16 protein-coding genes are annotated in these 19,988 nt (G+C 68.0%); 12 read left to right on the forward strand and 4 right to left on the reverse strand.

Annotation, left to right across the window (positions count from 1 at the left end; translation table 11 throughout):
- The first annotated feature begins 63 nt into the window (after positions 1–63).
- From ACW5IY_RS02125 to ACW5IY_RS02150, 6 genes are all read left to right on the forward strand, one after another.
- Positions 64–741, forward strand: coding sequence for a hypothetical protein (locus tag ACW5IY_RS02125; protein ID WP_049436971.1), 678 nt, complete (start codon positions 64–66; stop codon positions 739–741).
- A gap of 16 nt (positions 742–757) precedes the next feature.
- Complete coding sequence (locus ACW5IY_RS02130; RefSeq protein WP_049436969.1) at positions 758–2,401, forward strand: CsgG/HfaB family protein; 1,644 nt, start codon at positions 758–760, stop codon at positions 2,399–2,401.
- Between the two features lie 480 nt (positions 2,402–2,881).
- Positions 2,882–4,531 (forward strand): M28 family metallopeptidase, encoded by a 1,650-nt coding sequence (locus ACW5IY_RS02135; protein ID WP_049435182.1) that lies wholly within the window; start codon positions 2,882–2,884, stop codon positions 4,529–4,531.
- Positions 4,532–4,707: 176 nt separating this feature from the next.
- A complete protein-coding gene (locus ACW5IY_RS02140; RefSeq protein ID WP_010484138.1) occupies positions 4,708–5,967 on the forward strand; it encodes a sensor histidine kinase in 1,260 nt (419 codons plus the stop codon).
- On the forward strand, positions 5,957–6,727 hold the full coding sequence (locus ACW5IY_RS02145) for a LytR/AlgR family response regulator transcription factor (RefSeq protein WP_010484137.1): 771 nt from the start codon (positions 5,957–5,959) through the stop codon (positions 6,725–6,727). Before ACW5IY_RS02140 ends, ACW5IY_RS02145 begins: the two co-directional genes overlap by 11 nt.
- Positions 6,728–6,761: 34 nt before the next feature.
- Positions 6,762–7,106 carry a hypothetical protein gene (locus tag ACW5IY_RS02150; RefSeq protein ID WP_049435180.1) on the forward strand — a complete coding sequence of 115 codons (345 nt, stop codon included), beginning with the start codon at positions 6,762–6,764 and terminating at the stop codon, positions 7,104–7,106.
- A gap of 39 nt (positions 7,107–7,145) precedes the next feature.
- Here the strand turns inward: ACW5IY_RS02150 and ACW5IY_RS02155 are convergent, their stop codons facing one another.
- Entirely contained in the window at positions 7,146–7,760 is a 615-nt protein-coding gene (locus tag ACW5IY_RS02155) for a hypothetical protein (RefSeq protein ID WP_049432369.1), read from the reverse strand.
- A 309-nt stretch (positions 7,761–8,069) separates the two neighbouring features.
- On the opposite strand from ACW5IY_RS02155, the gene ACW5IY_RS02160 reads away from it, so the two are divergent.
- Positions 8,070–8,999, forward strand: a complete 930-nt coding sequence (locus ACW5IY_RS02160) for an oxygenase MpaB family protein (RefSeq protein WP_049435179.1) — start codon at positions 8,070–8,072, stop codon at positions 8,997–8,999.
- Between the two features lie 112 nt (positions 9,000–9,111).
- Here the strand turns inward: ACW5IY_RS02160 and ACW5IY_RS02165 are convergent, their stop codons facing one another.
- Positions 9,112–9,699, reverse strand: coding sequence for a TetR/AcrR family transcriptional regulator (locus ACW5IY_RS02165; RefSeq protein ID WP_049435178.1), 588 nt, complete (start codon positions 9,697–9,699; stop codon positions 9,112–9,114).
- Positions 9,700–9,832: 133 nt separating this feature from the next.
- Here ACW5IY_RS02165 and ACW5IY_RS02170 point away from each other — a divergent pair, with 133 nt between their 5' ends.
- On the forward strand, positions 9,833–11,047 hold the full coding sequence (locus tag ACW5IY_RS02170; RefSeq protein WP_049435177.1) for an MFS transporter: 1,215 nt from the start codon (positions 9,833–9,835) through the stop codon (positions 11,045–11,047).
- Entirely contained in the window at positions 11,044–12,216 is a 1,173-nt protein-coding gene (locus ACW5IY_RS02175) for an MFS transporter (RefSeq protein ID WP_049435175.1), read from the forward strand. Before ACW5IY_RS02170 ends, ACW5IY_RS02175 begins: the two co-directional genes overlap by 4 nt.
- Positions 12,217–12,329: 113 nt before the next feature.
- Here ACW5IY_RS02175 and ACW5IY_RS02180 read toward each other — a convergent pair whose 3' ends face one another.
- Entirely contained in the window at positions 12,330–14,441 is a 2,112-nt protein-coding gene (locus ACW5IY_RS02180) for a M13 family metallopeptidase (RefSeq protein ID WP_049435174.1), read from the reverse strand.
- Positions 14,442–14,617: 176 nt separating this feature from the next.
- On the opposite strand from ACW5IY_RS02180, the gene ACW5IY_RS02185 reads away from it, so the two are divergent.
- Positions 14,618–17,680 (forward strand): bifunctional diguanylate cyclase/phosphodiesterase, encoded by a 3,063-nt coding sequence (locus ACW5IY_RS02185; protein ID WP_049435185.1) that lies wholly within the window; start codon positions 14,618–14,620, stop codon positions 17,678–17,680.
- Between the two features lie 47 nt (positions 17,681–17,727).
- Here ACW5IY_RS02185 and ACW5IY_RS02190 read toward each other — a convergent pair whose 3' ends face one another.
- The gene (locus ACW5IY_RS02190) at positions 17,728–18,609 is read right to left on the reverse strand and encodes a LysR family transcriptional regulator (RefSeq protein WP_049435173.1); all 882 of its coding nucleotides are present in this window, start codon (positions 18,607–18,609) and stop codon (positions 17,728–17,730) included.
- 96 nt (positions 18,610–18,705) lie between these two features.
- Between ACW5IY_RS02190 and ACW5IY_RS02195 the strand changes: the two genes are divergently transcribed.
- Both ACW5IY_RS02195 and ACW5IY_RS02200 read left to right on the forward strand, forming a co-directional pair.
- Positions 18,706–19,116 (forward strand): DoxX family protein, encoded by a 411-nt coding sequence (locus tag ACW5IY_RS02195; RefSeq protein ID WP_049435172.1) that lies wholly within the window; start codon positions 18,706–18,708, stop codon positions 19,114–19,116.
- A 31-nt stretch (positions 19,117–19,147) separates the two neighbouring features.
- The gene (locus tag ACW5IY_RS02200; protein ID WP_049435171.1) at positions 19,148–19,936 is read left to right on the forward strand and encodes a dioxygenase family protein; all 789 of its coding nucleotides are present in this window, start codon (positions 19,148–19,150) and stop codon (positions 19,934–19,936) included.
- The last annotated feature ends 52 nt before the right edge of the window (positions 19,937–19,988 follow it).

Below are 19,988 nucleotides of genomic sequence, written 5' to 3' on the forward strand. Positions count from 1 at the left end.
TCGCCCTGGGGTTACCGATTCCCACGTGCCGCTTCGCGGCCGTCTCTCCCAAAGGACACTCATATGATCCGCAATACCGCTCTTGTCGTGGCCATCGCTGCCGCCACCCTGTCGATGCCGGCCCACGCTGGCCTGGGCAAGCTGAAGGACCTGGCCGGTGCCGCCACCGGCACCTCCAGCAGCAGCACCTCCAGCGCCGCCGCTCCGGACGAAGCCGCGCAGGAAGCGCTGGTGCGTCGTTTCGTTACCTCGCAGTCGCACTCGCTGCAGGCCCAGACCTCGTTCGCCCGCGCCTTCGGCCTGGCCGAGCAGGTGCAGCTGCTGGAAGCCGAGCGTCAGGCGCTGTCGTCGGGTTCGGTCAGCGTCGATGCGATGAAGAAGTCGGTGTCGGTCAGCGAAGCGGCGCAGGCGGCGATCAACGAGCGCCAGGCCGCACAGCCGGAACTGAACGCTGAATCCAAGCAGCACTACGCCGAAGGCCTGGTCTCGCTGCTGTCCTCGGCGGCCGAAGCACAGAAGCTGGGCGGCGAAGCCAGCAACTTCACCGCCGGCATGAAGAACCTGGGCGCGACCCAGCTGGCCACCGTCGGCCGCAAGCTGGCGGCAGGTGCATGGGTGGCCAAGGAATCGCCGGGCTTCATCCAGGGCCTGTACGGCTCGACCAAGTCGGCCGTGACCTTCGCCAAGAAGAGCAAAGTGAAGGTGCCGTCCAACGCCGATTCGATGCTCGACAAGCTCTGATCCGAGGCGAATCTCCATGCGTATGACCTACCGTTTGATCGGCCTGGGCCTGGCTGCCACGCTGCTTGCAGCCTGTGGCAAGCAGGACACCCCGGCCGCCGCGCCCGCCAAGGACAAGGCAACCAGTGCACTGGCCAGCAATGCGCCCGTGGAAGCAGCGCCCCTGCGTGGCACGCCGGATTTCGGCGGCACCACCCAGGTCGCGCGCGAAGCCGACGGCATCGGCAGCACCCCGGAACTGGCGGTGCTGGCGGCATTGCAGTCGGCGGTGGCGCAGGTCAACGGCGTACGCGTGGCCAGCCAGATGCAGAGCCTGCGTGCAGGCCTGCATGTGGATGTGGATGACGAACACGTCGGCGATATCCGCGCCGACGCGTTCACCCAGCAGATGATCGCCGGCTCGCAGGGCGCGGTGCTGGGCTATGAAATCCTGTCGCAGGATGAAGTGCGGCAGCTGGACGAGGAAACCATCGCCCGCGTGCGCGCCAGCGACGAAGGCTGGAGCTTCAAGGGCTCGGCGTCGGCCAGTGCGTCCGGCGAAGCCTCGGCCAAGAGCGGTTCGGCCTCGGCCAGTGTCAAGCAAAGCTACGACGAGAAGGTGAGTGTTGATGCCAAGCGTGGCGCCAGCTCCTACGATTCCGATGTGACCCATCGCAGCATGCGCAGCTACTGGAAGGTGCGCGTGCGCGCGCAGATTGCCCAGTACCGTGCGCCGGACGAGCAGGGCAAGCCGAAGATCGTGGTTGCACTGCCGCGCACCAAGGCCGGCAGCTACGCCGTGGGTGACGGCCGCGTGGACGCGGACGAAGTGGCCGATGCGATCCGTGCCCGCCTGTCCGACACGCTGACCCAGACCCAGCGCTTCATCGTGCTGGACCGCGAGTTCGGTGACGAACTGCAGGCCGAGATCGACCACATCAACAGCGGCAACGTGCGCCTGCAGGACACCGCACGCGTGGGCCAGCAGCTGGCGACCGACCTGATCCTGATCCCGACCATCGAGCGCTTCGAGTACCCGCGCAGCGTGCGCAACCTGCGCATGTCCGACCGCCAGGTGACCTCGTACTCCGGTGGCGGGCGCATCACCCTGCGCCTGATCAACGCCACCACCGGCCAGGTGGTGATGTCCGACAGCTTCGACCACCAGCTGGCCTCGACCGGCCCCAGCACCCTGCCGCGCGTGGTCAACGGCCGCAGCATGGCCGCGGCGATGATGGAATCGCTGTCCGGCCAGATCGGCACCACCATCGTCACCACGCTGTTCCCGGTGTCGGTGGTCTCGGTGGACGGCGACCAGGTGGTGCTGAGCCAGGGCGGTGACACCTTGCAGGCAGGCCAGCGCTGGCAGGCCGTGCGCCTGGGCGAAGAACTGAAGGACCCGCAGACCGGCCGCTCGCTGGGCCGCAGCGAACACCCGTGCTGCACCATCCGCATCGACCGCGTGGCCGCACAGACCTCCTACGGCACCATCGAAGACGGCGTCGACGCGATGCGCGGCGGCTTTCGCCCGGGCCAGATCGAACTGCGCCAGAAGCTGGGCAGCAAGCCGGCTGCTGCTGCCAGTGCGACCGCCTCGGCCGCGCCGGCTGCCGCCGCTCGTCCGGCGGCCAAGCCGAAGCCCAAGCCCGCTGCCGCCCCGGCCGAAGACCCGAACTGGTAACACGCGCAAGCAACACACCGATGGGGTCAGAGCCCTTTCCCGCCGGGAGAGGGCTCTGGCCCCTTCGTGTTTCCGTCCGTGTCGACCAAGGTCGACACCTACCAACAGCGGCGTGTCGACCAAGGTTGACGCCCACCAACAGCAGCAGAAATGTGTCGAAGGCGGGGTGGGTCCGGTTGCGGGGGTGTCCGCGGCATGGATGCCGCGGCCAAGCCCCCAAGGGTGAGGGCGCTTTGCTTGCGAAGCATTGCTTCGCAAGCGCCCGAACGCACAGCCGCCAGCGGCTGGGCCGGACCGAGGAGCGGGGTTTACAGCGTCCCCCGCAACCGGACCCACCCCGCCATCCCACCGAATGCCTGTTTCTGCTGTTGCTGTTGCTGTTGCTCCAGCTGTTGCTGCTGCCCTGGCTTCGGCAGATGCAGGGCGCAGCCCTGCCGAATCCCATTACACTCCAGAAGGATTTCCCTGCTGGAGAGAGCAATGAAGCGAGTAGCACTGGGCCTGCTGGCCTTGTCAGTGTCGAGCGCACTGATGGCGGCCACCCCGAAATTCGACGGCGCGCGGATCTCCGCCGACGTCAAAGAACTGGCCTCCGACGCCTACGAAGGCCGCTCCCCGGCCACCGCCGGCGAAGAGAAGACCATCGCCTTCCTCAGCAAGCAGTTCGCCGATGCCGGCCTGCAGCCGGGCGGTGACCTCAAGGACGGCAAGCGCCTGTGGACCCAGGCCGTGCCGCTGCGCAAGGGCGACATCGTCGGCGCACCGCAGCTGGCGCTGCACCAGGGCGGCAAGACCGTTGCGCTGGAGCAGGGCAAGCAGATCGCCGTGCGCGCCGCCATGAACGGCGCCAGCAACGTCGACATCAGCAAGGCGCCGCTGGTGTTCCTCGGCTACGGCGTGAAGGCCCCGGAGCGCAACTGGGACGACTTCAAGGGCGTGGACCTGAAGGGCAAGATCGCCGTGGTGCTGATCAACGACCCGGACTTCGAGACCGGCCAGGGCGACTTCGACGGCAAGGGCATGACCTACTACGGCCGTTGGACCTACAAGTACGAAGAAGGTGCCCGCCAGGGCGCGCTGGGCGTGCTGATCGTGCACGAGACCGCACCGGCGTCGTACGGCTGGGCCACCGTGGCCGGCTCCAACACCAACACCATGTTCGACGTGGTGCGTGACAACCCGGCCGACAGCCACCCGCTGCTGGAAGGCTGGATCCAGCGCGACCTGGCCGTGGAGCTGTTCCGCTCGGCCGGGCAGGACTTCGAAGCGCTGAAGAAGAAGGCGCAGCAGCGCGACTTCACCCCGGTGCCGCTGACCGGCGCCAGCCTGGACGCGAAGTACGCGGTGAAGACCGAAGTGATCACCTCGCACAACGTGGCCGCGCGCCTGGAAGGCAGCCGCCACCCGGACGAGACCATCGTCTACAGCGCGCACTGGGACCACATCGGCGTGGGCGAGCCCGACGCACGTGGCGACCGCATCTTCAACGGCGCACTGGACAATGCCAGTGGTACCGCCTCGCTGATCGAACTGGCGCGCGGCTTCGCCAAGGCCAAGCGCCCCGAGCGTTCGGTCCTGTTCCTGGCGGTGACCGCCGAGGAGAAGGGCCTGCTGGGTTCGGAGTATTACGCCACGCACCCGCTGTATCCGCTGGAAAAGACCGTGGCGGTGATCAACATGGACGGCATGGCGCCGTTCGGCCCGTCGCGTGACTTCGGCATCTACGGTGCCGCGCGCTTCGAGCTGCTGGACCAGCTGAAGGACGTGGCCAAGGGCTGGGACATCCGCTACACCCCGGACCCGAAGCCGGAAGCGGGCCTGTTCTTCCGCTCCGATCACTTCCCGTTCGCCAAGCGTGGCGTGCCGGCACTGTCGTGGTCGGCCGGCCAGGACTGGGTGGACGGTGGCGTGGCCGCAGGCAAGAAGGCCTCCGAGGACTACACCGCCAAGCGTTACCACCAGCAGGGCGACGAATGGCAACCGGACTGGGTGTTCGCCGGTGCCGCCCGCGACCTGGAAGTGCTGTACACGCTGGGCAACCAGCTGGCCAATTCGCGCAGCTGGCCGAACTGGAGCAGGGACGAGTCCTTCCGCGCCGTGCGTGACGCCAGCGCCGATCAGCGCAAATAATGGCGTTCGGTAGTGCTGGCCGCTGGCCGGCATTGCCCCTCCGGGGAAACGCCGGGCCATGCCCGGCGTTTCCGTAACGGCTTCCATCCCCGCTTTTCCCCCCTTCGTCGCAGCCCGCTTGTTTGCCCGGCGGGCCGCCCTATGCTCGGCTCACCCCCTTCCTCCAAGGCGCCGCCGTGTTTGCCAGCCTCTCTCTCCTGCTTCGTCACCTGCTGGCCTGGGCTGCGGCGCTGTTCGTCGCCGGCATGGTCTGGAGCGGCATCTTCAGTGGCATGAACGATGGCCCGGGCTGGATCTTCGGCCTGCTGGCGATGTTCCTGATGATTTCCGCGCTGGGCAGCGCGATTACCCATGTACGCCGCGTCTGGCTGGTCGCCGGCCGGCTGGATTCGACCACGCTCTCCGGCCGCCAGCGCCGCCAGGTGGAACTGCCGATGGATGCCGGCCAGGCATTCTCGGTGGTGGAAGCGGCCATCGCCGAACTGCCGCGCGTTGAAGACGTGGAAAGTTCGGCCGGCAGCCTGCAGGTACGGGCCTACGTGCGCCGCGTGGATGCCTGGAACGGCCGCCAGCCGTCGCGCTGGAACCTGCCGGCACGGCTGGCGATCAAGCGCAACAGCGTGCTGGCGACGGTCACGCCGGGGCAGGGCACCAGTACCGTCACCCTGCTGTTTGAACCGGATGCCGGCTGGTGGGCCGACCTGCTGGCGCTGGATGAGGGCAGCAACTTCGAGAATGCCGAAGCGGTCACCCGCGCGATCAGCCGCCGTGTTGCCGACCAGCGTCGCGACGAGCAGGCCGCGGCCGAGCAGACCCAGGTGGAAAAGGAACTGTCGGTGGCCCGGTTGAACCTGCTGCATGCGCAGGTGGAACCGCACTTCCTCTACAACACGCTGGCCAACGCGCAGGTGCTGACCCGCACCGACCCGGCACGTGCCGACCAGATGCTGGGCCACCTGATCCAGTACCTGCGCAGCTCGTTGCCACAGGTGGACGAATCGCTGTCCACGCTGGGCGTAGAGCTGGAGCGCACCCGTGCCTACCTGGAGATCCTGCGTATCCGCATGGGCGCACGGCTGGGGGTGGAGGTGCAGGTGCCCAACGAGCTGCACGGCGTGCAGCTGCCGGCAATGGCGCTGCAGACGCTGGTGGAGAACGCGATCAAGCATGGCCTGGAACCCAAGCCCGGCGGTGGCACGATCTGGATCCTGGCGCGTGGCTTCGATGACCATGTGACGGTGACGGTGGCCGACGATGGCCTCGGCTTCGGCCAGGGCACCAGCGGTACCGGCATCGGCCTGAAGAACCTGCGCGAGCGCCTGCGCCTGACCTGCGGTGAGCAGGCCGGCGTGGCGATCGTCGCCAACTTCCCCAGCGGCGTGGCCGCAACCATGACCCTGCCGCAGTCGAGCAAGGAGCGCAGCCATGCCGCTTGAGGCGCTCATTGCCGAAGACGAGGAACTGCTGCGGCAGTCGCTGGTCGAGCAGCTGGGCCGGTTGTGGCCGGACCTGAAGCTGGTGGCCGAGTGCGAGGATGGCGCCAGCGCACTGGAGCAGCTGGCCGAGAAGCAGCCGGACATCGCCTTCCTCGATATCCGCATGCCCGGTATCAGTGGCATTGAAGTAGCCCGTTCGCTGTCCGAGCTGAGTCCGCGTACCCAGGTGGTGTTCGTCACCGCCTACGACCAGTACGCCATCGACGCGTTCGAGCAGGGCGCGATGGATTACCTGCTGAAGCCGGTCAGCGACGAGCGCCTGCTGGCCACCCGCGAACGCATCCTGTCGCGGCTGCCATCAACGCGCCAGGACGATGCCGTACTCGAGCGCCTGCTGCGGCGCCTGGGGCCATCGCAGGGGGCGGCAGAGCGCCCGCCATTGGCCTGGATCACCGCCAGCAACGGCCGCGAGACGCAGCTGATCATGCTGGAGGACGTGGCCTACTTCCGTGCCGACAACAAGTACACCACCGTGGTGACCGCTGCCGGCGAGAGCCTGCTGCGCACACCGTTGCGCGAACTGCTGGAAGTGCTCGACCCGCAGCATTTCCGCCAGATCCATCGCTCGACCATCGTCAACATGAAGGCGGTGGCGGCGGTCAGCCGCGACGATACCGGGCGCGGCGTGCTGCGCCTGCGTGGGCGCACGGAGACGCTGGTGGTCAGCCAGCCGTTCATGAGCCTGTTCCGCGGCATGTAGCCGCAGCCGCATCCCCCTGCACCGAGGAATGAACATGTCCCGTCTGCTGATTGCGTGCGTTGCCGTGCTGGCACTGGCCGGCTGCGAAAAATCCCGCAACACCTCGATCACCCGCACCCATGCCAACGGCGTGGACACGCTGTACAGCAAGAGTACGGTGGTCGATGGGGAGGCGCGCTTTCAGTGCATTGCCAGCAGCAGTGGCCACTGCCATTACCTGGTGCTGGACCCAGCGTGCAGCACCGATGCCGCGTGCACCACACCGCCGCTGCGCCGGTTCGCCGTTGCAGCAGGCAAGACCGAGGCTATGCGTGGGCTACCCAACGGCTTCCGTCAGTGCGTCAGCCAGGACCCGATAGAGCACTGCCACCGTGAGTGATCACGGTGGCAGTGTGGGTCCCCCCGCTTCCCTGAAGGGTCAGTAGGCAGGCTGCAGTGTCAGGTCGTGGTGGTGCTCGTTCTCGCCCACATGGTTCAGGCGGCCGACCAGTTCGGAGTGCTGCTTCATGCGCCCGATCTCGGTCATGATGCGGATGTCCTCGTGGCGCAGCTCGCGCTTGGCGGTGACCGCCTGCTTGTAGTCCAGCACTTCCGGGTAATGCTCGGCCAGGTCAAGCGCCTCGGCCACGTGCTCGACGCTGTCGGCTTTGGAGCTGATGCGGGCACGGCTGTTGAAGGCCTTCATCCAACGCTCGAAACCGGCGGTGCGGTCGAACATGTTGGCCATGAACCAGATCACGAACAGGATCGAGATCCACGAGCCGAACACCACGACCACGCGCGTGAAGGTGATGTGGTAATCGTCGCGCCACAGGTAGTTGGTGATCAGCCCTAGGATCAGCAGCGAGGCCGCCTGCCAGCCAACGATCGAGGCGATCAACCACTGGCACTTGGCCTGGGCCAGCACAGCCACTTCATCGCGGATCTGCTGCTCGCTGAGGCTGCGCCAGTGCGCGACCTGTTTTTCGAACGGGCTGCTGTAGAGCTCGTTGTCGCGAAGCAGTAGTCCCAAACCCTTGAACAAAGCAATCATGGCTGGCTCCTTGTGGAACGTGCGTCGATCAGCGTTGGACGGTGTGGCGGGTTCAGTTCTAGCACTTCCAGCGAGCCGTGCAATGGGCGCAATGCCTAGCGGCGTAAGGGTTTTGTCTGAATGGGTGAATGTTGCTGCATCGCAACATCATGGTCGCAGCCTGCGACAGGATGTCGCAGGGTGAAACGTGCTGCGGCCGCACATGAAACCGCGGCTGAGCGCCGAGACTCGCCGCCGGCGTCGTGATCGCCCAGAATCGGGGCCGACCGCGCAACCTGCGGCCGTTCTTCCGCCTTTCCTGGACCTGTGATGCCGGCTTTGCTGCAGCGACTCTCCCGCCCCGTCACCGCGCCGATTCGGCGCTGGGTCCTGGAGGCCTTCCCGCGTGGCCAGAGCGGCATCGATTACGACCACCCGCTGGGCGACCCGGGCTGGTTCGGACCTGACAGCGTCACCTGGCGGCTGCACGCCGAGTTCCCCTCGATGTTGGCCGGTGGCCTCTGCGCGCTGATGCTGCAGACCCTGCACCCGCGCGCGCTGGCCGGGGTCTACGACCACTCCAATTTCCGTCAGGACCTGGTGGGACGCCTGCGCCGCACCACCGCCTTCGTTGCCGGCACCAGCTATGCGCCCACCGGTGAGGTGGAGGCGCTGGTGGCGAAGGTACGCCGCATCCACGCACAGATCCGCGGCCAGACCGCGCAGGGCGAGCCCTACGCGGCGGACGATCCGCAACTGCTGACCTGGGTGCACGTGACTGAAGCATTTGGCTTCCTGCAGGGCTTCCGTCGCTACGGGCGCGAGGTGCCGGCGCACATCGCCGACCGCTACTACGACGAGTACCGCTGCGTGGCCGAGGCACTGGGCGCGGTGGATGTACCGCGCAGTGAGGCGGAAGTGGCGGCGTACTTCTGCGCGCGGCAGCCGGAACTGCGCGTGGATGAGCGCTCGCGCGAAGTGCTGGAGGTGTTGTCCAGCGTGCGCCTGCCGGTACCGGTGCCGGGGCTGTCGCGCGAAGTGTTCCTGGGTGCAGGTGCGGCGCTGCTGCCGGACTGGGCCGAGGGCATGCTGGAACGCAATGGTCGCCAGCGTGCGCAGGCGGCAGCTTCAGCGAAGTTGATGCAGGGCATGGCGCCCCTGTTCCGCCGCGCGCTGCCAGATGGCCTCGCCAGCCGCGCCTGCACGCGCATGGGTGTGCCGGTGGACGTCCTGCGCGAGTGGCCCACCGTTGCCTGGTAAATGCCAACCTTGGTTGGCACGCATTTCGCGCTATGCCGCAGAAGCGCCAACCAAGGTTGGCATCTACCAGATGCGGATTCCGCAATAGTTCCACGCCATGCGTGGATGCGCTTCACCCGGCCGACTTCAATCCACGCAACAGCATCTCCAGCGCCGCCGTCGCTTGCCGCAGGCGCGTGTCGCCATCTTCGCCTTCGGCGATCCAGAACGCGGCCTCGGCCAGGCTGCCGTAGATCAACGACGCCAGCGCCTGCGCATCCACCGGCGCCACCATGCCCTGGGCAACCAGATGTTCGATCAGGTGCTGCATCGAGTGCACGCAGTGGCGTTGCGATTCCGGTGAGGCGCCACCGAGCACCGCACGTGCATCGCGCAGCACGATGCGCTGGATCTCCGGTTCCAGCGCCATCTCAAGATAGGCACGACACCGCTGCAAGAAACCCTCCCAGGCATCGTCGGCGCCGTCGCTGATCGCCTGCAGGCGCTGGTCGGTCTCGGCATCCAGCTGGGCGACCACCGCCGCCAGCAGGCCCTTCTTGTCGCCGAAGTGGTGGTACAGCGCGCCACGGGTCAGCCCGGCCTGGGCGGTCAGGTCGTCCATCGAGGTGGCGGCATAGCCATGCGCGCTGAACACACGGCGGGCGGTGGCCAGCAGGGTGGCGCGGGTTTCTTCCATCTCGGCGCGGGTGCGACGAACCATCCGGAGCTCCTTACATACACAGTGCATGATTATTTACATACGGTGCGTATGAATGTAGCCTCTTATTCATACGTTCTGTATGTATTGTCGTGGCGCCCCGTGCGCCAGGCAAGTCGCTGCCCTGGAGATCCTGATGGCCACCCCCTATCGCGACCTGTTCGCGGCCCCCGGCACCGCCGGCCTCGCCCTGGCCGGGCTGCTGGCACGCCTGCCGCTGCCGATGACCGGCATCGGCATCATCACCCTGCTGTCGCAGCTGCGCGGCAGCTACGCATTGGCTGGTGCGGTGTCGGCCACCTTCGTGCTGACCTACGCGCTGCTGTCACCGCAGGTGTCGCGCTGGGTCGACCGCCACGGCCAGGGCAGGGTGCTGCCGTGGGCCACGGCGGCCAGTGCGGCGGGGCTGCTGTTGCTGCTCGCGTGCACGCTGTTGGCTGCGCCGGACTGGACGCTGTTCATTGCGGCGATGCTGGCCGGTTGCATGCCAAGCGTGTCGGCGATGGTGCGCGCGCGCTGGACCGCGATTCATCGCGGCCGCGCGCAGTTGCAGACCGCGTATTCGCTGGAGACCGTGTTCGACGAGGTGACCTTCATCGCCGGGCCACCGCTGTCGGTGGGATTGTCGGTTGCGGTGTGGCCGCAGGCGGGCGTGCTGGCGGCAGCATTGCTGCTGGTGATTGGAGTGGCCGCACTGGTAATGCAGCGTGGCACCGAGCCGCCGCTGCAGCACCGCGAAGGTGACGTACCCTCGCGTTCGTTGCTACGGCAGCCGGAGATCCGCTTGCTGGCGTTGCTGATGCTGGCGATGGGCGTGATTGTCGGCACCGTCGACATCACCAGCGTGGCGTTCGCCGAAGAGCGGGGCAAGCCGCTTGCCGCCAGCGCGGTGCTGTCGGCCTATGCGCTGGGCAGCTGCACAGCGGGCCTGCTGTTCGGTGCACTGAAGCTGCAGGCACCGTTGCCGCGCCTGTTGCTGGCCGGCGCTGCGGCCACCGCACTGACCACGTTGCCGTTGCTGTGGGTGGGCAACCTGCCTGCACTGGCCGTTGCCGTGCTGCTGGCCGGAGTGTTCTTCGCGCCGACGATGATCGTGGCGATGTCGCTGGTCGAACAGCACGTGCCCGAATCGCGCCTGACCGAGGGCATGACCTGGTTGCTGGCCGGATTGAACATCGGCGTGGCGCTGGGCGCGGCGCTGTCCGGGCAGAGCGTCGATGCGGGGGGCGTGCGCAGCGGCTTTGTCGTTGCGCTGGTCGCAGGCGGTGGCGTGCTGCTGTTCGCCATGCTCGCGCAACGTGCACTGCGCCCGTCCGCCGCGTCCACATCCCCTGAAGGAATCATCCCGTGAGCGCTTCCTCGCCTGCGCACGCCGCGCCTGTGCCCCGCCATCCGTGGTGGGCAGTTTCCGCCGTCGGCCTCGCCACCTTCTCGGTGGTCACCACCGAAATGTTGCCGGTGGGCCTGCTGACCCCTATCGCCGAAGATCTCGGCGCGTCCACCGGTACCGCCGGTCTGTTGATCTCGCTGCCGGCCCTGCTGGCGGCCCTGTTCGCACCGCTGGTGGTGATCGCAGCCGGTGGCATCGATCGTCGCCGTATCCTGTGCGCGCTGCTGGGGCTGCTGCTGGTCGCCAACCTTGCGTCGGCACTGGCACCGGGCATCGGCTGGCTGCTGGCCGCGCGGGTGCTGGTGGGATTCTGCATGGGCGGCATCTGGGCCATCGCAGGCGGTCTGGCCGCGCGACTGGTGCCGGCTCACCGCACCGGCATGGCCACCTCGATCATCTTCGGTGGCGTGGCCGCAGCTTCGGTGCTGGGCGTGCCACTGGGCGCGCTGATCGGGGATGCATTGGGCTGGCGCAGCGCGTTCGTGGCGATGGCGTTGTTCAGTGCGGCGGTGATGCTGCTGCATCTGTGGGTGGTTCCTGCGTTGCCTGTCAGTACATCGGTGCGGCTGCGGCAGTTCGTGCAGCAGCTTGGCCAACGCGACCTGCGGCGTGGCCTGTGGCTGACCGTGCTGCTGGTGTCCGGGCACTTCATCGCCTTCACCTATGTGCGGCCGCTGCTGACGTCCGTCTCCAGCGTGGATGCGTCGTGGATCGGTGCACTGCTGTTTGTCTACGGCCTGGCCGGCATCGCCGGCAACTTCATCGCCGGGCCACTGGCAGCACGCCATCCACGTTGCACGGTGCTGGCGATCGCATCGGGCCTGCTGCTGACGCCGCTGTTGTTCCTGTGGGTGGGAAACACACCGTCCGCTGGCATCGCGGTGCTGCTGCTGTGGGGCCTGGCCTATGGCGGTGTATCGGTGGGCCTGATGAGCTGGATGATGAAAGCGGTGCCGCAGGCCGTGGAGATCGCCACCGCGCTGTATGTGGGTGTGTTCAACATCGGCATCGCGCTCGGGGCGTGGGGCGGTGGACGGCTGCTGGATGGCATCGGGCTGCACGCCACGCTGTGGGCTGCGGCGGTGTTGGCAGGGAGTGCTCTGCTGATGGTTGCCACCACACGCAGGTAGATCCGCGCCGTGCCGACCAAGGTCGGCACCCACCAGAGCGAGGCACGTGCCGACCAGGGTTGGCCGCTACCGGGAAATGAAACGGGCGCCTTGCGGCGCCCGTTCCCATTACATCACCACACCTTGACCCGCTTGTCCGGGGCCAGGTACAGCTTCTGGCCTTCCTTCACTTCAAACGCCGGGTACCAGGCGTCGATGTTGCGCACGGTGAGAGCGCGGAACTGGCCCGGTGCATGCACATCGGTCAGCAGCGAGTTGCGCAGCGCCTGCTCGCGGCTCTTGCTGCGCCACGCCTGGGCGAAGCCGAGGAAGAAGCGCTGGTCCGGGGTGAAGCCCTCCAGGGTCTGGCCCGGCTTGCCCTGCAGCGACAGCTGGTAGGCGTCGTAGGCGGTACCCAGGCCGGCCACGTCGGCGATGTTTTCGCCCAGGGTCAGCTTGCCGTTCACATGCACGCCCGGGAACGGCTCGTAGCTGCTGAACTGCGCGGCCAGCGCATCACCGGCGGCGTTGAACTGCTTCAGGTCCTCGGCGGTCCACCAGTTGTGCAGCTTGCCGGTTTCGTCGAACAGCGCGCCGGCGTTGTCGAAGCCGTGGCTGATCTCGTGGCCGATCACTGCGCCGATCGCACCGTAGTTCACCGCGTCGTCGGCGGCACCGTCGAAGAACGGCGGCTGCAGGATCGCGGCCGGGAACACCAGGCGGTTCTCAAGCGGCACGTTCATCGCGTTGATGGTCTGCGGCAGCATCGCCCACTCGCTGTGGTCGACCGCCTTGCCCAGCTTGGCGATGTTGCGCTGGTACTCGAACAGTTCGGCGCGCTGCGCATTGCCCAGCGCGTCATCACGGCGGATCTCCAGGCCGGTGTAATCACGCCACTTTTCCGGGTAACCCATGCCCACGGTCAGGCCGGCCACCTTGGCCTTGGCGCTGGCCTTGGTCTGCGGCGACATCCATGCGAGCGCGTCGATGCGTTTGGCGAAGGCGGCGATGATGTTCTTCGCCATCTCGTCCGCGCGTTCCTTGGTCCTGGCGTCGAAGTGCTTCTCGACGTAACGCTTGCCGATCGCTTCGCCGACGGCATGGTTGGCGTCGTCCACCGCACGCTTCCAGCGGTCGCTCTGCTGCGGCGTGCCGCTCAGCGCGGTGCCGTGGAAGGCGAAGCGGGCATCGGCGAACTTCTTCGGCAGGTAGGCAGCGGCGCGGTCCAGCGCGTGGAAGGCCAGGTAGTCCTTCCAGGCATCCAGCGGCTCGGTGGCGACCAGCTTGGACAGGCCGGCCACGGCCTTGGGCTGCCAGACGATGAAGTCCTGCTGCTTGCCCAGTGCGGCCGCGTCGAGGAAGGCGCTCCAGTCCATGCCCGGCGCCTTGGCATTGAAGTCGGCCTGGGTCCACGGATTGGCACCCTTGGTCACGTCATTGGTTTCTTCCTGGGTGGCGTGCGCCTGCGCGATCTTCGTTTCCAGCGCGAGAATGCGCTGTGCCTTGCCCGCCGGATCGGCGACGCCGGCCAGCTGCAGCATCTGTGCGATGTAGGCCTGGTACTGCTTGCGCAGCTCGGCCATGCGGCCACCGCCCAGGTAGAAGTCGCGGTCGGGCATGCCCAGACCGCCCTGCACCAGGTACGGCGCGTTGCGGTCCGGCTGCAGCAGGTCCACCGACACCCACAGGCCGAACAGGCGGTCGGTGTAGAAGTTGGTCGCATTGAGCAGGTCGACGTCGGCGCGCACGTCGCCGCCCAGGGCACGGGCCAGGCCGGCCTTGTCGGCGATCGCGTCGATCGCCTTCAGCTGCGGCTGTACCGGCGCAATGCCGTGCTGCTCGATGCCGGCCTCGTCCATGTAAGCTGCGTAATAGTCGCCGATCAGCTTGTCGTCACCGCTGGCCTGGGTGTTGCCGGCGGCGCCTTCAAGAATGGCGCGGGTGTCGGCCAGGGTCTTCTCGGCGATGACGTTGAAGCTGCCGAAGCGCGAGCGGTCGGCCGGGATCTCGGTGTTCTTCACCCAGGTGCCGTTGGCGAAGCCGAAGAAGTCGTCACCCGCGTTGATGCTGCGGTCCATGCCGCTGGCATCGAAGCCGAAGCTGCCCAGCATCGGCTTGGCCGCAGCGGGCGCGACATCGGCGGGCTTGGCGGTGCCAGCGGCCGGATCGGCCGGGCGGTCGCAGGCGGCCAGGGACAGGCTGGCAACAATGGCCAGTGCCAGGGTGGGACGGCGCAGCTTGGACATGGACTTCTCTTGCAGCGGAAAACCCCAAGTCTAATCCGCTCCGCCCCGGCTGGCCCTCCCGTTGTGGCACCTGCCCTGTGCGGGATCTGGCTGAACGCGCGGAAGCGATCTTCACGCCGTCACCGGGGTGGTGCATGCTGGGCCCGGGAACCCTGCGCGGACACGGGGAGGTGGCCATGCGGGGTGGGGTCAGGCGTCAAGAATGGCGTCCGCCGGCCGTTGAGGTCGGGGACGTGGAGGATTCGTTCGCGCATGAAGCCAGCCGACTGCACAAGGAAGACCAACCGATGCCCGCGCTGAAACGGGCGTTGGCCCGGCCGCTGCGCGCCATTACCTGGGGCGGGGTGTTGTTGGGCATTCTGTTGGTGGCCGGGTTGGCCACCATGCTGGCCAACGACCATCACCGCCGGCTGGAGGCCGCACAGCGCCAGAGCCGTGCGTTGGCGGTGGGCAGCGAGCGCCTGCTGGCGCTGGAGCTGCGCAACCTGGAGCGGGCGATGTCCGGCATCGCCGCCGATGCCGTTGAGGTGTTCCGCAGTGTGCCCGCGCAGGCGCCGGCGCTGCTGGATGCCTCCATCGGCGGCGTGCTGCGCCGGCATGCCGAGCTGCACAGCATCGTGGTGCTGGACAGCTATGGCCGCGCCCTGACGGCCGGCAACGGGGACCTGAACCTGCCGCTATGGACCGATCCGCAGCGCCGCGGCCTGGGCAGTTCGCTGTACATCGGCCCGCCGCTGCGCGCCAGCGACGGTGGCTGGGTGGTGCCGCTGGCGCTGCCGATGGCCGGCGACCGCTGGTTGCTGGCGCGGCTGCGCTGCGGCGAACTGCAGCGCATCGTCGGCGGCCTCGATGTCGGCCCCAACGGCCTGGTCTCGATCAGCGATGCCGAAGGCTACATGCTGGCCCGCGTACCCGATCCGCATGGCACGGTGGGCCGCCGCTATGACCTGCCGCGCCGCGACCTGCTCGGCAAGCAGGCGGTGGTCGAACTGGGCAGCATGCCGGGCGTCGTCGACGGCGTGCCGCGCATCATCACCATCAGCACGCTGGAACGCAGCCCGCTGGCGGTGCAGGTCGGCCTGGCCGACGAGGACGTGCTGGCGCCCTGGTGGCCTTACCTGCAGGCGTCGGTGGCGATCGTACTGGCCTACATCGCGGTGTTGCTGGTATTGCTGTACGCCGTGCGCCGCAGCACCCGCAGCCAGCAGGCGATGGCCGAGGAGCTGAAGACGGGCCATGCTGAGCTGCGTCTTGCGCACCAGGTCGGGCGCGTCTGCACCTGGTACGTGGACGAGGACGCTGCGCTGCTGCGCTGGTCGCCGCTGGCGCGCGAGATCTTCGGCGTGCAGACTGATGCGCTGCCGGTGGCCGATTTCTTCGCGCGCGTGCATCGTGATGACGCGGTGCGCCTGCAGCAGGCCTTCGACCAGGCCTTCGCCGGTGGCGCGGTGCTCGACCAGGTGTTCCGCCTGATACTGCCCGGGGGCGCAGTGCGCTGGGTGGGCGCACGTGGGCAGCGGGTGGAGGTGGCCGACAGCGAGCGCCGCATGATCGGCGCGCTGACCGACCTCAGCGAGCGCTACCAGGCCCGCGAGCAGATGAGCGAGGTGGAACGCCGCTTCCGCCTGTTGTTCGACCGCAATCCGGCGCCGTTCTGGGTGTTCGATCCGGACACGCTGCGCTTCATCGAGATCAACGATGCCGCCGTGCGCCAGTACGGCTACAGTCGCGAGGAGTTCCTGGCGATGAGCATCCTCGACATCCGCCCGCGCGAAGGTTGGGACGAGGTGAAGGGTGCGATCGCCAAGGCCCGTGTCGGCGAACTGCAGGACGCCACCGTGCGCCTGCACCGGCGCAAGGATGGCAGCGTGTTCGAAGTGCGCGCGCACCTGTCCAAGCTCGATTTCGATGGCCAGCCGGCCTGCCTGGTGCTGGCCGAGGATGTGAGCGAACGGCTGGCCTACGAGCGCGACCTGGCCTACCAGGCGCGGCACAACCCGGCCACCGGCCTGCTCAACGTGCGTGCATTGACCGAGCAGCTGGACGAGCAGGAACAGGGTTACACCATCGCCTTCGTGCAGCTGCGCGGCCTGCAGCTGGTGGCCGATACGCTGGGCCGCGAGATCGGCGATGCGGTGCTGCAGTCGATGGCGACCCGGCTCGGTGGCCTGGGCGCGCGCTGCGGCACGCTGGCCTTCCAGCCAGCCGAGGACTTCGTGTTCGCCATCGGTGCCGAGCACGATACCCAGCGCGTGCTGGACGACCTGCTGCAGATCGTCTCGGCGCCGATGCGCGGCAAGGATTCGCTGCACCAGTTCGAGCCGCGCATCGGTGTGGCCGTGCATGTGCCGGGTGATGGCCACTCGGCCGAACAGGTGATCGGCATGGCTGCGCAGGCCGCACACGCCGCGCGCGCCGAGGGTAACGTGGTGGTCTGGTTCGACGCAGCGGTGACCACGCGGCTGGCCGACCGCCTGCGCCTGGCCGGGCGCATCCATGCGGCCATCGACAACGAATTCCAGCTGTACTTCCAGCCGATCCGGCATGCCAGCGATGGCAGCCCGGCGGCGCTGGAGGCGCTGCTGCGCTGGCCGCAGGCCGACGGCAGTTTCATCCCGCCCAACGAGTTCATCCAGCTGTGCGAGGAGACCGGTTTGATCCTGGCGCTGGGCCGTTGGGTGATCCGCGCGGCGGCCAAGGCGCAGCGACGGCTGGTCGAGGCCGGCTGGGGCGAGCTGCCGATCGCGGTGAACGTGTCGGCGGTGCAGTTCTTCAACAGCGATCTGGTGGCCGAGTTCACCCGCGCCCAGCAGGAGTTCGGCCTGGCCCGCGGCGCGCTGCACGTGGAGCTGACCGAGAGCAGCCTGATGCGCAAGCCCGCGCAGGCGATGCAGACCATGCAGCGCCTGCACGAGCAGGGCATCAGCGTGTCGCTGGATGACTTCGGTACCGGCTATTCCAGCATGTCCTACCTGCAGCACCTGCCGCTGGACATCCTGAAGATCGACCGCAGTTTCGTTGCTGATGTGGAAACCAATCCGCGCAATGCCTCGATCTGCCGCGCGCTGTTGTCGCTGGGCCACAGCATGGGCCTGACCATCATCGCCGAGGGCGTGGAAACGCCGGGACAGCTGGACTGGCTGGCTGCGCACGGCTGCGACCAGGTGCAGGGTTACCTGCTGGGGCGGCCGGCCCCGCTGGAACGGATCATCGATGCGCTGGACGAAGTCGCTGCCTGAGCGGATCTCGTATTTGCCGGCCGCTGGCCGGCAAGCGCCAGACTCGGCTACACCCCGCTTTCCAGCAGATGGTCGATGAAACTGCGCACTTTCGGTGCCAGGTGGCTGCGGCTGGTGTAGACCGCGAAGATGCCGATCGGCGAGGCCTCCCACTCTGGCAGGATGCGCACCAGGCGACCATCGGCCAGCGCGTCTTCCAGCAGGAAATCCGGCTGCAGGATCACGCCCATGCCAGCAATCGCGGCTTCGCGCAGCACGTCGCCGTTGTTGGCGTGCAGCAGGCTGTTCACCGTCACCTTCACCTCACCGCCGGGCCCCTGCAGCGGCCAGTTGTTGCCGGCGGCCCAGTAGCTGTAGCTCAGGCACGCGTGCGCCTGCAGGTCCTGCGGGGTCTGTGGGGTGCCGCGTGCGGCCAGGTAAGCCGGCGCGGCGCACAGGCTCACCCGCGATTCGCCCAGGCGGCGTGCGATCAGCGTGGGGCCGGGCTCGCGGGTGATGCGGATGGCCACGTCGTAGCCTTCCTCGACCATGTCCACCAGGCGGTCGGACAGGGCCAGGTCCAGTTCCACCTGCGGGAAGCGTTCGCGGTAGCTGGCCAGCAACGGGCCGAGGCGGGCAATGCCCCAGCTGACCGGTGCGTTGATGCGCAGCGTGCCCGAGGGCTCCAGCGCCTGCGCGCCGATGCTGGCCTCCAGCGCGTCGAATTCGGCCAGCAGGCGCACGCACTGGGCGTAGTAGGCGGCGCCGGCACTGGTCGGGCTGACCCGGCGCGTGGTGCGGTGGAGCAGGCGGGTGGACAGGCGCTTCTCCAGCGCGGCGACCTGGCGGGTGACGCCGGCCGTGGACATGTCCAGGGCCTGGGCGGCGGCGCTGAAGCCGTTGCGCTCGACCACCGCCACGAACACACGCATCGCCTCGAGGGTGTCCATTGTTGCGCCTTTTGAAATAAATACGGTCAAACGATCGTATTTATCGGCCCGTGAAGGCGCAATAACCTGTGCCCATTCCCTCCGAGGTGCTTCCCCATGCACACCACGACTGCTCCTGTTTCGCCGCTGGCGCCGTATGGCGCCACCCTGCTGCGCCTGGCCCTGGGCGTGCTGTTCCTGGCCCATGCGCTGACCAAGCTGCTGGTATTCACCCCGGCCGGCACGGCGGCGTACTTCGAGTCGCTGGGCCTGCCCGGCGCGCTCGGCTACCTCACCATCGGCGTCGAGCTGGTGATCACTGTCGCGCTGCTGCTGGGCGTCTATGCGCGCTGGGTGGGCCTGGTCGGCGTGCCGCTGCTGCTGGGCACCATCGTCACCGTGCACGGCGCCAACGGTTTCGGTTTCGCCAATGCCGGCGGCGGCTGGGAATACCCGGCGTTCTGGGCGTTGGCGCTGGTGGTGCTGTTCCTGGTCGGCGACGGCAAGTGGACCCTGCGTTCGCGCTGATCGCCGCCTGATCCTGCATTTGGAGAATTCCATGACCCGCCTGCCTTCGTTGTACATCTCCCATGGCTCGCCGATGACCGCCCTGCATCCGGGCCAGGTCGGCGTGCGCCTGGCTGAGCTGGCGCAGGATCTGCCGACCCCGCGTGCCATCGTGATGGCCTCGGCGCACTGGCTGGGCCGGCAGCCGCTGGTCGGCGCGCATCCGCAGCCGCCCACCATCCACGACTTCGGTGGCTTCCCGCGCGCGCTGTTCGAACTGCAGTACCCGGCGCCGGGTGATCCGGCGCTGGCCGAAGAGGTGGCCGGCCGCATCGCCGCCGCCGGCCTGCCAGTGGCCCTCGACCCGCAGCGTGGCCTCGACCATGGCGCGTGGGTGCCGCTGCGGCTGCTGCGCCCGCAGGCCGACATCCCGGTGGTACCGCTGTCGATCCAGCCGCTGCTCGGCCCCGAGCACCAGTTCGCGCTGGGCCGCGCGCTGGCGCCGCTGCGCGAACAGGGTGTGCTGCTGGTCGGCTCCGGCAGCATCACCCACAACCTGCACGACTGGGGCGACTACCAGGACGGCAAGGAAGCGCCGTACGTGCGGCCCTTCATCGAATGGGTGGAGCAGCGCCTGGCCGCCGACGACCGCCAGGCGCTGCTGGATTACCGCCGGCAGGCGCCGTTCGCCGAGCGCGCGCACCCGACCGACGAGCACCTGCTGCCGCTGTTCTTCGCGATGGGCGCGGCCGGCGAGGGCGGTTTCGGCGCACGCCGCATCGACGCCGGTATCGATGCCGGCTTCCTCGCCATGGATCTGTACCGCTTCGACGGGGCATGAGCCGGGGCTGACGCGCGGCGGCCCCGGCCGTCGCGGTCGTGGCCGCATGTGG

This window comes from Stenotrophomonas sp. C-A, assembly GCF_054030835.1.

What these genes read in the sequence shown, in the direction of transcription:
- ACW5IY_RS02125 (WP_049436971.1), top strand. Translation starts at nt 64, where the DNA reads ATGATCCGCAATACCGCTCTTGTCGTGGCCATCGCTGCCGCCACCCTG.
- ACW5IY_RS02130 (WP_049436969.1), top strand. Translation starts at nt 758, where the DNA reads ATGCGTATGACCTACCGTTTGATCGGCCTGGGCCTGGCTGCCACGCTG.
- ACW5IY_RS02135 (WP_049435182.1), top strand. Translation starts at nt 2,882, where the DNA reads ATGAAGCGAGTAGCACTGGGCCTGCTGGCCTTGTCAGTGTCGAGCGCA.
- ACW5IY_RS02145 (WP_010484137.1), top strand. Translation starts at nt 5,957, where the DNA reads ATGCCGCTTGAGGCGCTCATTGCCGAAGACGAGGAACTGCTGCGGCAG.
- ACW5IY_RS02150 (WP_049435180.1), top strand. Translation starts at nt 6,762, where the DNA reads ATGTCCCGTCTGCTGATTGCGTGCGTTGCCGTGCTGGCACTGGCCGGC.
- ACW5IY_RS02155 (WP_049432369.1), bottom strand. Translation starts at nt 7,760, where the DNA reads ATGATTGCTTTGTTCAAGGGTTTGGGACTACTGCTTCGCGACAACGAG.
- ACW5IY_RS02160 (WP_049435179.1), top strand. Translation starts at nt 8,070, where the DNA reads ATGCCGGCTTTGCTGCAGCGACTCTCCCGCCCCGTCACCGCGCCGATT.
- ACW5IY_RS02165 (WP_049435178.1), bottom strand. Translation starts at nt 9,699, where the DNA reads ATGGTTCGTCGCACCCGCGCCGAGATGGAAGAAACCCGCGCCACCCTG.
- ACW5IY_RS02170 (WP_049435177.1), top strand. Translation starts at nt 9,833, where the DNA reads ATGGCCACCCCCTATCGCGACCTGTTCGCGGCCCCCGGCACCGCCGGC.
- ACW5IY_RS02180 (WP_049435174.1), bottom strand. Translation starts at nt 14,441, where the DNA reads ATGTCCAAGCTGCGCCGTCCCACCCTGGCACTGGCCATTGTTGCCAGC.
- ACW5IY_RS02185 (WP_049435185.1), top strand. Translation starts at nt 14,618, where the DNA reads ATGCGGGGTGGGGTCAGGCGTCAAGAATGGCGTCCGCCGGCCGTTGAG.
- ACW5IY_RS02190 (WP_049435173.1), bottom strand. Translation starts at nt 18,609, where the DNA reads ATGGACACCCTCGAGGCGATGCGTGTGTTCGTGGCGGTGGTCGAGCGC.
- ACW5IY_RS02195 (WP_049435172.1), top strand. Translation starts at nt 18,706, where the DNA reads ATGCACACCACGACTGCTCCTGTTTCGCCGCTGGCGCCGTATGGCGCC.
- ACW5IY_RS02200 (WP_049435171.1), top strand. Translation starts at nt 19,148, where the DNA reads ATGACCCGCCTGCCTTCGTTGTACATCTCCCATGGCTCGCCGATGACC.